The following is a 13809-nucleotide window of genomic DNA, read 5'->3' on the forward strand; positions in this document are numbered from 1 at the left end:
TTGTTCAAAAGTCATGCCATTTCCCCTGTGAAACCAGGCCCTCCTGGATGGCAAACCTTGTTAACCCTGCTACGCTGCTGATCATGAGTTTGTTCATGATATTTCTCCGATGGGCTTCCACCGTTTTGATACTGACAAACAGCCGTTCTGCAATCTGCCTTGTTTTGACGCCTTCGGCAATGAGCTGGAGGACCTCTCGTTCCCTTGGAGAAATCCGACCAAAAGGACATTTCTGGGGGGTGTCCGGGGCAGATGTACAGCTGTCAGCAAGGGTTTTTGCAATGGATGGGCTGATGTAATACTTGCCCCTGCCAACAGCCTGGATGGCATCAAAAAGTTCCGCAAAGGCAGAATCCTTGAGCACATAGGCAATGGCACCGGCGTTGAACATCCTGTCTATGTAACGCCTGTCGGCGTGCATGGAAAGGGCAATTACCCTGGTTCTGGGAAGGGCTTGCATGATTTTTTCTGTTGCAATTGAACCATTCATATTGGGCATGGTGATGTCCATTATTACAATATCGGGCTTGAATTTCACTGCTAAACAGACGGCCTGGCGTCCGTTTTCAGCCATCCAGGGAACTTCAAGCCCTTTTCTCTCCAGGAGAACCCTGAGCCCCTCCCGAACGATGGCATGGTCATCTGCTATGAGGATGCGGGGGGGCATGGGGTTTAGATCCTGTGGATTTCAAATTCAGGGAGGCCGGGGGCAAGATTCTCATTGGCAGCCATGAGGGGGTCTTTTCCCGAAATAACAGCCGTTCCCTTGCTGGTTTCTGCTGTTTTGAAATACCGTTCGGCACAGGCCTGGATTCTGGGCTTGTCAAGGAGCAGAAGGGCCGATTTAAACTGTTTTCTTCTCTCGTCGGTCAGCATGAGGACATCCCTGTAAAAGGCCTTGATGGCAGCAGGTCCAGGGGTTTCGGGCTTGTCGATTTCCGCGCAAACCTGGAGTATTGCCTCCTTGATATCGTCTTCCGTGTAGTCCCCGCCCAGGATAAAGCCACAGGCATCCTGGTAAACCTTTATGGTTCGACGGATGTTGGGATCACGGTAAGAGCCAAAGGAAAATGTTCCCTCCTGGGTGGAATACGTGGCAAATCCACCATAGGCCCCGCCCTTTTCCCGGATTTCCCGGTGGAGATAGAGTGATCGCAGCATCTTGGCAATGACGGCCAGGGCTGGTGCGTCCGCATGGCCCATGCGCACCGTGGTAAAGGCCTGGGCCACAAATGACACCTGGGTGCTGGTTATCCATCCCTCAAAGGGAAGGCCCTTGTCAAGGGGGATGTGGGGGGGCAGGAGCTGGTCCCCGTGGTTTACAGGCAGGGCGTCGACCATGGCAGCGATCAAACGGTCCGCAACAATCAGGGATGAAGGAGTCCCGACAATGGCAGGCCTCAGGTTCTCGCGCTTGAACAGAAGATCCGCCATGGTGGAAAGATCACGTTCAAGGTCAGTGAAGAGTTCTTTCTCCTTTGCTGGATCCTCAAGCCGTTCACAGAGCCCCTTGATGTAGTGGTATTGGTGGATGCCGTGCCACATCTCCGCAAGATGGCTTGCAATGGACAGGGTCCGGGCTGCAAGGGAGATAGCATAGCTGTGGCCGCTTGCAACAATGGAACCCTCCAGGGACGACTTGTACTGCACCAGCAGATTCTTCAGTCTGGTGTGATCGGTAAATTTATACTTGGATACAAACTCCGTGATGATTTCAAACAGTTTTGAAACATTCCGGTCCAGGGCCTTTCCCTGGAGGGTCACAAAGGGGAGACATTCCCCGACCTGGCCAAAACCCGTACCGCTGACAGGTGTGAGGCCAATGCCCCCGGTGTAAAGGTCCATACGTTCTGCCATCTCGGCATAGTCCCTCAGGGCCGTTCCAGCACCTGTGAATGCCTGGCAGAAAAAGGGAACCAGGGGAAACAGCCGTTCAGGCAGGGCCCCAAGACCCGTGGGGCAGGAGAAGTATAAAATCCCTGAGGTGGGCTTGTTATAGGCTGTTGAACGGGTGACCCCCTCTACCTGGTCAGGTTTTATGGCCTCAATATCCGGGGGTATATCAGAGATCTCCAGGGTGGGAAGAACCGAAAGGTCTTCCCTGGCATCCTGAAGGTGGGCAAGGGTTGCGGCATCTTTTTCGATGCGGGCTAGGTTTTCAGGAGCGAGGGCTGCAAGGGTGGCAGCAAGCTCTTTGCGGGTCTGCTCTTCCTCGGTCTTTTCCATCTCCTGGTCCGGCACAAGGGTAAAAAGGACCCTGTGGGGATTATCCAGAAAGTATCGCCTGATTCTGCCTTCAAAAAAACCGTCAATGGCCATCTCCCGGTTCAACCGCTCAAGATCATGGTCAAAATTCAAGCAGGAGAGGACATCACCTTCGTGTATCCACGGGCCGGTAAACGACAGCAACAGCTTGATGCCAAAGGGATAGGGGGTGTTGGTGATCTCTTTTTTGTGGAATTCGATCTGATGAATGGCTGAGGCCACCATGGTTCGGTCAACACCCTTTTCAACCAGCTGCCCAAGGGTTTCAAAGATTAATTGTTCAACCTTTGGGGCTGCATCCCCTGCAACGTCCTTGAGACCGCAGGCAAACATGGTGTCACGCATGTCAGGGTCAAAGCCTGAGCCATCGCTCAGGGCCGAACCGAGATTGGAATCAATCAAGGCCTTGCGAAGGGGAGAGGCGGCATTGCCAAGGAGTATCTGCTCAAGTACGCTCAGGACCAGGATCTCAAACGAGTCTTTCACATCGGCGGTAAGCCAGGCCACGCAGGCCTGAAATTTGTTGGAAGGATTCTCATCCCCGGCAAGGGGGTAGCGGGCATTGGCCGTTGTCTGTCTGTCCCACCGGGGTTGGGCTGAAACGGTGGAATCCGGATCGATCCGTGTAAACCTGGCCAGCACCTTGTCTTCAATAATACTGAGGTGATCGGCCAGGGGGAGGTCTCCATAGGTGTAAAAAAAGGCGTTGGAGGGATGATAAAACCTTGCATGAAAGGCACGCAGGGCTTCGTGGGTCAGGGTCGGTATCTCACGGGGTTCTCCTCCGGAATTGTTGCTATAGGTGGTATCGGGATAAAGGGCCGCAACCAGGGATCTGCCCATGATCTGGTTGGGGGAGGACATGGCACCCTTCATTTCATTGTACACAACCCCCTTGTAGATGAGTTCCTTTGGTTCGCCGGGTGTCTGGGTCGGCTTGACTTCCAGGCGGTGTCCCTCCTGTTTGAAACTCAAGGAATCCAGTTTTGGGAAAAAGGCTGCATCCAGATACACATCCATGAGGTTGTAAAAATCTTTACGGTTCTGGGTGGAAAAGGGGTACATGGTCCAGTCAGATGCCGTAAAGGCGTTCATGAAGGTCGAAAGTCCCCGTTTGAGCATGGAGAAGAAGGGGTCTCTGACACCGTACTTTTCAGAGCCGCACAGCACCGTGTGTTCCAGAATATGGGCAACCCCCGTGGAATCAGCGGGGACGGTTCTAAAGGCAACCCCAAAAGTGTTTTCCCTGTCGTGGTTGCCAATGTGAACATGCCGTGCCCCGGTTGGCCCATGGACAAGTTGAAACAGGGTGCTGTCAATTTCTTCCAGAGGTTCTATGGCGGTCACCGTGTAATTGCCAATGGTGTCACCCTGTTTCAGGCCTTGCCGGTCAATGTTAAACTTTTTTGTAGATCCCACGTTTTACCCTTTTTATTTTACTAGTTTTGTCCAGTCGGAAAATGATATTGCGTAATTTTTTATCGTCAAAGTTTGTTGCCGCCCGTATGGTCTTAAAATCTGTCCCTTTGGGATGGTCTGCAATAACCCTGAGAACAATTTCTCCTGCATGGCCTCTTCCTATTTTTTCGGGCTGTTTTTTCGGTACCTTGTCGGAGGGGGGGGCTTCCCAGGAGTGATCGTCCGCCGGTTTCTGGGCTGTTTCTTTCGATCGTGGAGGGAACGCTCCGTTCTTGTCGTTGTTCGCCATGGCCTCGACCATGGCCTCCAATCGATCAACCCGTTGCATTAACCCTTTGATATCCTCTATTGAGGGAATCTCAAACCCTTCGAGGAACTGCTTTAACAGTCCTTCCCAGGTCCCCCCCTGTGTTCTCCAATGAGTCATGATGCGCCTCCTTGATCTATAACCGGATGATAATTAAACAGCAGCTATCCTTGGCTTTTTACTTGAACAACAGTTGTAATTAGACTGGGATGTCCAAGAATAAAAAAATTTCGCATTTGCAAATTCTGCACATATGCATTAAAAAATAATAACCAAAATAGATATAGGATATACTATATCTAATTACAATTACTTGCAGTTAAAATGAAAGTCAAGTAGTAATTTTTTTGAAAACAGGCAAAAAACGTGGAAAACGAGCAGAAAAATAAGGAACGAGGAAAGCTTGCCCAGCAGGTAGACCAGATGTTGAGCCGGGTCCGGGAACTCCAGGGAAATCCCCATTATGTAGCCCTTGGCATGGCCATTGGTGTATTTGTGTCCATCACCCCCACTATTCCCTTTCATACCGTGATTGCCGTTGCAATGGCCTACCTGCTCGGGGCAAGTCGTCCTGCGGCCATCATCGGGGTCTGGGTCAGCAATCCTTTTACCGTGGTCTTTTTGTACATTGCCTGCTACAAATTGGGGATTGTACTGTTTGGAAACAGGCTCGGGGATGCGGAAACGGTCAAGGCCCTGGTGGCAGCCATGGAGAGTGGCATCCCCTTAAAAGAGCAAATTCATGTTTTTGTTGATTTCTTTCATACCCGTCTGAAACTTTTTTTTGCAATGATTGCAGGGGGAGTCCTTCTTGGTATCCCATGCGGGATTATTGCTTATTTTGTGACCAAAGATTTTGTAAAGAAACTCCACCGCCAAAAAAAAATTAAAACCCAAGGGACCCTATGACCTATCCTGGAATATTGTTGAAAAAACAGCAACTCATGGCACGAAAAGAACTTGGCCAAAATTTTCTCAGCGACCCCAATGCGGCCCGGATGATCGTCACCAAGGCAGGGATTTCAGATCAGGACCGGGTCCTTGAGATCGGTCCTGGTCTAGGGGCTTTGACCATACCTGCGGCAAAACTGGCCCGGGATCTGGTGGCCGTTGAAAAGGACACACGGCTTGCCGGGATTCTTATGGAGGAGCTTAAAAGGGAATCCATTGAGAACGTCGAACTGATCAACAACGACATCCTGCACCAGGATCTCAATACCCTTTTTCGGGGGGAGAAGATAATTGTTATCGGTAACCTTCCCTACAACATCTCATCCCAGGTGCTTTTCATGCTCGTGGAAAACCGCCACCTCATCAAACGGGCCGTTCTTATGTTTCAGAAGGAGCTTACCGAAAGAATATCCGCATCCCCTGGAGGCCGGGATTATGGTCGACTGTCCGTTGTGATGCAGTACTGCTCAACCGTCAAAAAGATTGCAGATCTTCCGCCCCACCTTTTTTTCCCGAAACCTGCCGTGGACTCCAGGGTGATCGAGGTGAATTTTTTTGAAACAACTCCCTATTCAGGAGAACGGGAACGCTTTTTATTCAAAGTCATCAAGGCGGCGTTTTCAAAAAGAAGAAAAACCCTGAGGAATTCCCTTGCCGGTGGTGAGCTTGACATCGATACAAAAGTGTCGGCAAAAATTCTTGAAACAGCTGAAATAGACCCAGTCAGAAGGGCGGAAACCCTTAGCGTCGAAGAGTATTCAAGACTGTCAGACGCCCTGTGGTCCATGCATGGTTCGGAGGAAGTATGAGCAATCGTCAGATAAAGATTGAAGATCTCATTCATATCATAGTCCAGGGCGGCAGGGTGAAAACAGGGGTGGATGTTTACAATGACCATGGGGTCCTGCTCCTTGACAAGGACGTGGTTGTTGACAAGGTCAAAACCCTTGAGATCCTCATGGAAAAGGGAATCAGTTCCCTGCCCACTTCGGGAAGTGAGGGCGGTGTCTGGGATGCCCAGGGCAATGAGATCAAAATTGAGGGAAATGGCACCATGGGGGGCGAACGAACAAAGGCGAAGCGCCCTGCCCCGATTGCCGGGGTCGGCACCATTGAACGGCGTCTTAAGGAGATCGAAGACCTGAAAACCGTTGCCGCCCAGAAATACGATGAGGCAAAGGATAGCATCAAGCGGGTGCTTGGCCAGATCCAGGAGAGCGGTGGCCAGTTTGACTATGACGAGGTTCAAACCCATGTCTCAGACCTTGTTGAATTTCTCACCGTCACGGACAATCCTTTTTCCTACCTGACCAAGGAGATCTTTTCCTACGACGACTACCTGTACAACCACTCGGTCAATGTCTGCGCCATTGGAACAGCTGTTTTAAACCGGTTCAACAATAGCTTCAGCGCTGCAGTCAACGACTTTCTCTCTGTGGGGGAGCATGAGGCCTACGATCCTTTTGCAAAAAAAAAAAGCAGGGTAGACAATTCATACCGGTGTTACCATCGCGAAGAATTAGAAGAGATCTCCATGGGGTTTTTTCTCCATGACATCGGCAAGGTCATGCTGCCTGACAAGGTGCTCAACAAATCGGGCAAGCTCACCAGTGATGAATTTGAACTGATTAAACGCCATTCCTTTGATTTTGGTGCCGAACTTCTGGAAAAGAACCGGTTGAGGAATTCCTATATCCGCAGCATTGTAAAAAATCACCATGCGCCGATTTTTATAGGAGAAGAGCGCTGTTATCCTGAAGGGGACCATCCAAGGGACATCCCCATCCATGTCAAGATTGCCAAGCTTGCCGATATCTACGACGCCATGACATCTAAACGCTGCTACAAAGAGGCGTTCAACCAGATCAACGTGGTAACGGAGATTTTCAGAAAATACGCCAAAAAAGACCCCATTCTCCAGTATGTGCTCCATGCCTTTGTAAAAAGCATTGGGATTTATCCGCCGGGAAGCATTGTCTTTCTCAGAAACGGCCAGCTGGCATACGTGCTTGAGAGTCAAGGTCCCCTGGTGATTGCCTTTACCGATATTCAGGGCAACACCCTAACCTCCAAACCCGATCCCATGGACATGGGTGACAAAAGCATCAGTGAAGATTTAAAGGTAGACAACCGAAGAAGCGTTAAGACACCCCTGGAGGTTTGCGACCGTCTTCCTTCCTACCTTCAGCCTATAACAACATAAAAGAAGAAAATATAAAAAGGACATTTAATGATAAGATCTAATCCACACTATGAAAAACTAAGATCCTCCTATCTCTTTTCAGACATTGCAAAACGGGTGGCTGCCCACCAGGAGAGCCATCCTGGGGTTGACATCATTCGACTGGGTATCGGTGACGTTACCCATGCCCTGCCCGACGCCTGTGTTGCGGCCTTTCACCGGGGGGTTGATGAAATGGCTAATGATGCCACCTTCCGGGGCTATGGACCCGAGCAGGGATATGCCTTTCTCCGGGAGAAGATCGCGTCTGAGGATTTCAAGGCCCGGGGAGCCGACATTGACAGTGACGAGATTTTTGTGAGTGACGGGGCCAAATGTGACACTGGAAATTTCCAGGAGCTTTTCAGCACGGACATACGCATCGCCATTCCAGACCCTGTTTACCCTGTTTACCTTGACACCAACGTCATGGCCGGTCGAACCGGTGAGTTCAAAGACGGCAGGTATGGTGGGGTCAGTTACATGGACTGCACCGCAGAGAATAATTTTGTACCGGATCTTCCACAAGAACAGGTAGATCTTATCTATCTGTGTTTTCCCAACAACCCCACGGGAACGACCATTACAAAGCCCGAACTCAAACGCTGGGTGGATTATGCCCACGAGGCAAAGGCCCTGATCCTGTTTGATGCAGCCTATGAGGCCTTTATCCGGGATGATACGCTCCCCCGATCCATTTACGAAATTGAGGGTGCAAAAGAGGTGGCCGTAGAATTCAGAAGTTTTTCCAAGACCGCAGGTTTTACCGGAACCCGGTGTGCCTACACCGTGGTGCCAAAGGCATGCAGGGTGTTTGATCAAAAAGGCGCCGCCATCGCCCTTCATCCCCTATGGAACCGGCGTCATACGACCAAGTTCAACGGGGTTTCCTATCCGGTCCAGCGGGCGGCCGAGGCGGTCTACTCCACCGAGGGCAAGGCCCAGGTCAAGGCACTTGCCGATGGGTACCTGGATAATGCAGGAATTATTCGAAGGGCCATGGACACCATGGGGTTTGACTGTGTGGGCGGAATAGATTCTCCCTACGTCTGGATAAACGGCAACGGTCGGGATTCCTGGGCTTTTTTTGACCTGCTTCTTAAAAAGGCCGGGGTGGTCTGCACGCCGGGTACCGGTTTTGGACAATGCGGTGAGGGGTATATCAGAATCAGTGCCTTTAACAGCCGTGAAAAAGTTGAGACTGCCATGGCCCGCATGAAAGAAGCCCTGGGATCATGAAGAATTTTTTTAAGGTAAAAACCCTCAAAGAGGTTATGGCCCTGGTGGGCTCCTTTAAACCGGTCCTTCAGGAGACGGTTCCCATTGACGAGGCCTTTTTTAGGGTTCTGGGTGAGGAGATCGCAGCCGATCAGGATCTTCCCGGTTTCAAGCGATCGACCATGGATGGGTATGCCGTTAAGGCAGATTCAACCTTTGGGGCGTCGGAATCCAGTCCGGCCTGGCTCACCTTGACCCAAGCCATTCCCATGGGCAAGGTGCCTGAATTTACCCTCGCACCGGGTGAGGCAGCAAGAATATCCACCGGCGGCATGTTGCCTTCCGGTGCGGACAGCGTCGTGATGATCGAGCACACGGATGCGGTGGATGAAACGGCCATTGAGGTGTACAAGAGCGTTGCCCCCATGACCAACGTCATTGACCGAAACGAGGATTTTAAAAAAAATGAAACCATCCTTGGCGTTGGCACAAGGGTAAGGCCCCAGGAAGCGGGGCTTGCCGCAGCCCTTGGCCTGGATCGACTCAAGGTGTTCAAGCGCCCGATTGTGGGCATCATCTCCACCGGGGACGAGGTTGTCCCGGTGACACAGACGCCGGCCCTGGGAGAGATCCGGGACATCAATACCTATACCCTTGCGGGCCTTGTCAGGGAGGCCGGTGCGGTTCCTGTCTGCTACGGCATTGTCAAGGACAATGAAGAGGCACTTTTCAGCGTGTGCCGGCAGGCCGTTGACCACTGCGACATGGTTCTCATCTCCGGGGGAAGCTCCGTGGGTGTCAGGGACTTTACCGTGGAGATTCTCTCAAAACTTGCCCAAACCCGACTCCTTATCCATGGTATCTCCATCAGCCCTGGAAAACCCACGATCCTGGCACGATCGGGTATCAAGCCTGTGTGGGGGCTTCCCGGTCATGTGGTATCGGCCATGGTGGTTTTCCGGGTGGTGGTACTGCCCTTTCTCAACAGGCTCCAGGGGCTTTCCAGCCCCCCGGGATCTGCCATCACCCTGCCGGCCAGACTCTCGAGAAACATTGCCTCGGCCCAGGGCAGAAGCGATTTTGTCAGGGTTTGCCTTAAAACGGACGGGCAGGGCCTTGTGGCAGAACCTGTGCTTGGCAAATCCGGCCTGATCCGGACCATGGTCCTGGCCGACGGGTTGCTTGAGATCGGAGAAAATGTCGAGGGTGTTGAAAGAGACACAATGGTTCAGATCATGCCCTTGAGCAATTATTTTTGATGGGCCGGTGTTTGGCCCTTGTCCATTAAACCGGCACGGCCGGGGTGAGAGATGGCATCCGGCTACAATGAACGATGAAACACGATAATACAGGGCAGGCGATGGCACCATTCCGCCCCCTTTGGTTTACAATGCTCCGGTCAGGGAAACAAAAGGGGGCTCGAAAGTCGAGACTTTCACAATGATGTTTCGACGGAAGTTTCTTATAATCCAGATGTCCTGGCGGACACAAGGAAACACGAAACTCGACACTAGTAGGCAGGCGGGAACGGGTGTTGCCCTGAACGGATTAAATGGCAACGGTGGACACGAGGTCCAAGGAGTTGCCATTTCCCTCGGACCAGGCCATGGACGGCCTGGGAGAATGAGAGAATGAGAGAAGGGTAACACCCGTTTCCGCCTGCCGATCGAAGCGAGTTTCATATAACGGCCATGTCGGCCTGCCGACACAACGAAGCATGAAACACGATGATACCGGGCAGGCGATAGTACCATTCCGCCCTCTTTGGTTACCCTGACCGGAACGGTAAACGTCGGGGGGATTTTTGCCCTTCCAGACTAAAGCGCAGGAACTGCGGGCTAAAGTCCTCAAACAGCCTGCGCTTCTTAACGCCTGGAAGGGCAAAAATCCTAACCCCTTTGGTTTACAATGTTCCAGTCAGGGTAACCAAAGAGGGCTCTAAAGTCGAGACTTTCACAATGATGTTTCGACAAGAGTTTCTTATAAACCGGCACGGCCGGAACGATGTATCTGCTCTGGCCACAACGAACAATGAAACGCCTCTTTTTGCAATGCTTTGGTGGGTGTTTCATATAAACCGGCACGGCCGGAGCGAGGTATGGCTCCGGCCTCAACGAATTTTGAAACGCCGTCATTGACAATGCTTTGGCAAGTGTTTCATATAAAAAAAAATACGGGGAAAAACCCATGACGTCTAAACGAAACATATACCTTAAAATGAAGAGTATTGAAGAGGCAAAAAAGATCCTCTTTGACAAATTTTCCACCCTTGCAACCATGGGTTCTGAGACCATTTCTTCGGTGGAGGCCCAGGGACGGGTTCTGGTTGAGCCTGCCGTTGCGGCCCTGTCGTCTCCAAACTTCCATGCGGCAGCCATGGACGGTATTGCCGTGGATGCCGGCGTTACCTTTGGCGCCAGTCCGGACGCTCCCATTGTTTTGCACCCGGGGGCGGACGCCTTCTGGGTCAACACCGGCCATGTCATGCCCGAAGGTACCAATGCCGTGATTATGATCGAAAACCTGAACATTCTTGACGACCAGGGTGTTGAGATCGAGGCGCCGGTATTTCCCTGGCAGAATGTCAGAAAAATGGGTGAGGACATTGTGGCAACAGAGCTTTTGTTTCCCCGGGGTCACACAATCACGGCTTACTCCATGGGGGCACTGGTATCAGGGGGTGTTTTTTCTGTTTGCGTCAGAAAACGACCGAATGTGCTCATTATTCCCACGGGTAATGAGCTCAGACAGTGGGAAAAGATCCAACAGCGGGGAATGGTGCCAGGGGAAGTTATTGATTCAAATTCCCACGTGCTTGCCGCCCTGTGCCGGGATCATGGGGCAACCAGCCTTTGTCACACCCTTTTAAAGGACAATCTTGAAACCATGACGGCTGCTGTGGAAGAGGCGATCATAAAGGGGGTTGACATGGTTCTCATTATCGGAGGATCGTCTGCCGGATCAGAGGATTTTGCAAAACCCATTGTTGAAGCCCTTGGCGAAGTTCTTCTCCACGGGGTTACCATGATGCCGGGCAAACCCGTTCTTTTCGGAACCATTCAAGGAAAGCCCGTGTTCGGCATTCCCGGTTACCCCGTATCGGCCATTGTCGCTTTTGAGCAGTTTGCCGGACCCCTGCTTTTGTCCATGCAGGGTCTTTACAGGCCCGACCGGGAAAAGGCCATGGTGATACCCGGCAGAAAGATGGCATCAAAGCTCGGTCAGGAGGAGTTTGTCCGGGTAAAGATCGGATCCGTGGACGGCCGTCTCATCGCTTCACAGCTTCCCAGGGGGGCGGGGAGCATTACCACCCTGACCCGTGCCGACGGCATCATCCGCATTCCTGCAGACACCGAGGGGATCCAGGAGGGGGTCCCGGTTGAGGCTGAGTTCTTAAGACCCCGGATTGCCATTGAAAAGACCATCGTTATCACCGGTTCCCATGACAACACCCTGGATGTTCTTGCCGATCAGATCCGGCGAACCGCCAATGGAGTCAGCATCTCCTCGAGTCATGTGGGCAGCATGGGCGGTCTCATGGCCATCAAAAAAGGGACCTGTCACATGGCCGGGGCCCACCTGCTTGACCCCGACGACGGCTCCTACAACCTTTCATACATAAAACGGTACCTGCCCGGGGAATCTGTTTGGGTGGTAAACCTTGTCATGCGGGATCAGGGGCTCATGGTCCCAAGGGGGAACCCCAGGGGGATCCAGGGCATGGAAGATCTCAAGTCAAAGGATCTGATGTTCATTAACCGCCAGGCCGGATCCGGCACCCGGATACTGTTTGATTACAAGCTCGGGGCCCTGGGGCTGAAGCCCGATGACATCAAAGGGTATACCGCTGAAGAGTACACCCACATGTCCGTTGCCGTAGCTGTTCTGTCGGGCAGGGCAGATGCAGGCCTTGGCATTCACGCAGCAGCAAAGGCCCTGGAGCTTGACTTTATCCCCGTTGTCACTGAAGAGTATGACCTGATCATTCCGGACCGATTTTTCAACACGGACAAGGTCCAGACGCTCATCGAAACCATCCGGACAGATGCTTTCAAAAGTCGTGTCCAGTCCCTTGGGGGGTATGGAACTGAAAAGACAGGTGAAATTATATTTAAGAGTTAGATCCTTGTTTACCTTTCGTCCATGGGCGTATAATCGGTAATGGTTTCGCCCGTATATACCTGCCGGGGTCTTGAAATCTTTCTCAGGGGATCCAGAGCATCTTCCCGCCACTGGGCAAGCCAGCCTGGCAGCCGTCCAATGGCAAACATGACGGTGAACATATTGGTGGGGATCCCCATGGCCCTTAGGACAATTCCCGAATAGAAGTCCACATTGGGGTATAGGTTCTTTTCCTGGAAATAGGGGTCGGCAAGGGCAGCATCCTCAAGGGCCATGGCAATGTCCAGAAGGGGATCCATACCACCATTTTCGGCGGGCCGGTCCTTCTTCAGGATAAGATCGCACATTTTTTTCATGATCTTTGCCCTGGGGTCATAGGTCTTGTACACCCTGTGGCCAAACCCCATGAGTCTGAAGGGGTCATTCTTGTCCTTGGCCTTGGCAACGGCCTTGGAAATGGTCAGTCCTTCGTTTCTGATCTGCTCGAGCATACCGATAACGGCCTGATTGGCGCCTCCGTGGAGGGGTCCCCACAGGGCGGAAATGCCGGCTGATATGGCTGCATAGACGTTTACCTGGCCACTGCCCACAACCCTCACGGCTGCCGTGGAGCAGTTCTGCTCGTGGTCGGCATGGAGAATCCAGAACACGTTGAGGGCCTGGACCATGTCGTAGTCCATTTCATAGGGAATCACGGGGTTGTCAAACATCATGTGGAGAAAATTTGCCGCGTAGGAGTAATCGGGCCGGGGGTAGACGGTCTTGTGTCCCTTGGAGATCTTGTAGGCCATGGCGGCCATGGTTCTGACCTTGGAGATGAGCCTGAGAAAGGTTATGCTGATATCCTCCTCAAGGTCAATGAGTTCCGGATAAAAGCTTCGCATGGCATTGACCATGGCCGAGAGGATTCCCATGGGATGGGCCTTGCTCGGGTAATTCTGGTAAAAGATCTTCATATCCTCGTGGAGAAGGGACGCATCGTTGAGCATCACACTGGTATGTGTGAGTTCTTCGCGGTTGGGAAGTTTTCCCGTGATCAGCAGGTAGGCTGTTTCCACAAAGGTTGAACGCTCTGCAAGCTGTTCAATGGGAATTCCCCGGTAACGAAGAATCCCTCGTTCTCCGTCCATGAAGGTAATGGCGCTGGAACAACTTCCCGTGTTGCCAAAGCCGGGATCATAGGTGATCAACCCGGTACTGTCTCTAAGAGAACGGATATCAATGGCTCGTTCGCCTTCGCTTCCCGTGATAACAGGCAGTTCAAAGGTTTTTCCATCAATGGTGAGTGTGGCATGCTGGGACATGG

General features: G+C 52.1%; 10 protein-coding genes. 6 read left to right on the forward strand and 4 right to left on the reverse strand.

Features of this window, described 5'->3' with window-relative positions:
• Positions 1-4: 4 nt before the first annotated feature.
• The 3 genes from HRM2_RS01275 to HRM2_RS01285 are packed head-to-tail and all read right to left on the reverse strand — an operon-like array spanning position 5 to position 4111.
• Positions 5-667: a response regulator gene (locus HRM2_RS01275; protein ID WP_012662633.1), complete on the reverse strand. Its 663-nt coding sequence runs from the start codon at positions 665-667 to the stop codon at positions 5-7.
• A gap of 5 nt (positions 668-672) precedes the next feature.
• Complete coding sequence (locus HRM2_RS01280) at positions 673-3684, reverse strand: insulinase family protein (RefSeq protein WP_012662634.1); 3012 nt, start codon at positions 3682-3684, stop codon at positions 673-675.
• Positions 3662-4111, reverse strand: coding sequence for a hypothetical protein (locus tag HRM2_RS01285; RefSeq protein WP_012662635.1), 450 nt, complete (start codon positions 4109-4111; stop codon positions 3662-3664). Before HRM2_RS01285 ends, HRM2_RS01280 begins: the two co-directional genes overlap by 23 nt.
• A 246-nt stretch (positions 4112-4357) precedes the next feature.
• On the opposite strand from HRM2_RS01285, the gene HRM2_RS24845 reads away from it, so the two are divergent.
• The 6 genes from HRM2_RS24845 to HRM2_RS01320 all read left to right on the forward strand — a co-directional run bounded on the left by HRM2_RS24845 (position 4358) and on the right by HRM2_RS01320 (position 12503).
• A complete protein-coding gene (locus HRM2_RS24845; protein ID WP_012662636.1) occupies positions 4358-4900 on the forward strand; it encodes a DUF2062 domain-containing protein in 543 nt (180 codons plus the stop codon).
• A gap of 35 nt (positions 4901-4935) precedes the next feature.
• Positions 4936-5751, forward strand: coding sequence for a 16S rRNA (adenine(1518)-N(6)/adenine(1519)-N(6))-dimethyltransferase RsmA (rsmA, locus tag HRM2_RS01295; protein WP_232364165.1), 816 nt, complete (start codon positions 4936-4938; stop codon positions 5749-5751).
• A complete protein-coding gene (locus tag HRM2_RS01300; protein ID WP_012662638.1) occupies positions 5748-7145 on the forward strand; it encodes an HD-GYP domain-containing protein in 1398 nt (465 codons plus the stop codon). Before rsmA ends, HRM2_RS01300 begins: the two co-directional genes overlap by 4 nt.
• Before the next feature lie 27 nt (positions 7146-7172).
• A complete protein-coding gene (locus HRM2_RS01305; RefSeq protein ID WP_012662639.1) occupies positions 7173-8402 on the forward strand; it encodes an LL-diaminopimelate aminotransferase in 1230 nt (409 codons plus the stop codon).
• On the forward strand, positions 8399-9640 hold the full coding sequence (locus HRM2_RS01310; protein ID WP_012662640.1) for a molybdopterin molybdotransferase MoeA: 1242 nt from the start codon (positions 8399-8401) through the stop codon (positions 9638-9640). The genes HRM2_RS01305 and HRM2_RS01310 overlap by 4 nt, the downstream gene beginning before the upstream one ends.
• Positions 9641-10568: 928 nt before the next feature.
• The gene (locus HRM2_RS01320) at positions 10569-12503 is read left to right on the forward strand and encodes a molybdopterin biosynthesis protein (protein WP_012662641.1); all 1935 of its coding nucleotides are present in this window, start codon (positions 10569-10571) and stop codon (positions 12501-12503) included.
• A gap of 8 nt (positions 12504-12511) precedes the next feature.
• On the opposite strand, the gene HRM2_RS01325 is transcribed toward HRM2_RS01320, so the two are convergent.
• Positions 12512-13807 carry a citrate synthase gene (locus HRM2_RS01325; protein WP_012662642.1) on the reverse strand — a complete coding sequence of 432 codons (1296 nt, stop codon included), beginning with the start codon at positions 13805-13807 and terminating at the stop codon, positions 12512-12514.
• Positions 13808-13809: the final 2 nt, after the last annotated feature.

Source organism: Desulforapulum autotrophicum HRM2 (assembly GCF_000020365.1).
Taxonomy (GTDB): Bacteria; Desulfobacterota; Desulfobacteria; order Desulfobacterales; family Desulfobacteraceae; genus Desulforapulum; species Desulforapulum autotrophicum.

Bases quoted from the DNA above. Each gene is read 5' to 3' on its own strand.
- HRM2_RS01285 (WP_012662635.1), bottom strand. From the start codon at position 4,111: ATGACTCATTGGAGAACACAGGGGGGGACCTGGGAAGGACTGTTAAAG.
- HRM2_RS01320 (WP_012662641.1), top strand. From the start codon at position 10,569: ATGACGTCTAAACGAAACATATACCTTAAAATGAAGAGTATTGAAGAG.
- HRM2_RS01325 (WP_012662642.1), bottom strand. From the start codon at position 13,807: ATGTCCCAGCATGCCACACTCACCATTGATGGAAAAACCTTTGAACTG.
- HRM2_RS01305 (WP_012662639.1), top strand. From the start codon at position 7,173: ATGATAAGATCTAATCCACACTATGAAAAACTAAGATCCTCCTATCTC.
- rsmA (WP_232364165.1), top strand. From the start codon at position 4,936: ATGGCACGAAAAGAACTTGGCCAAAATTTTCTCAGCGACCCCAATGCG.
- HRM2_RS01310 (WP_012662640.1), top strand. From the start codon at position 8,399: ATGAAGAATTTTTTTAAGGTAAAAACCCTCAAAGAGGTTATGGCCCTG.
- HRM2_RS01275 (WP_012662633.1), bottom strand. From the start codon at position 667: ATGCCCCCCCGCATCCTCATAGCAGATGACCATGCCATCGTTCGGGAG.
- HRM2_RS01300 (WP_012662638.1), top strand. From the start codon at position 5,748: ATGAGCAATCGTCAGATAAAGATTGAAGATCTCATTCATATCATAGTC.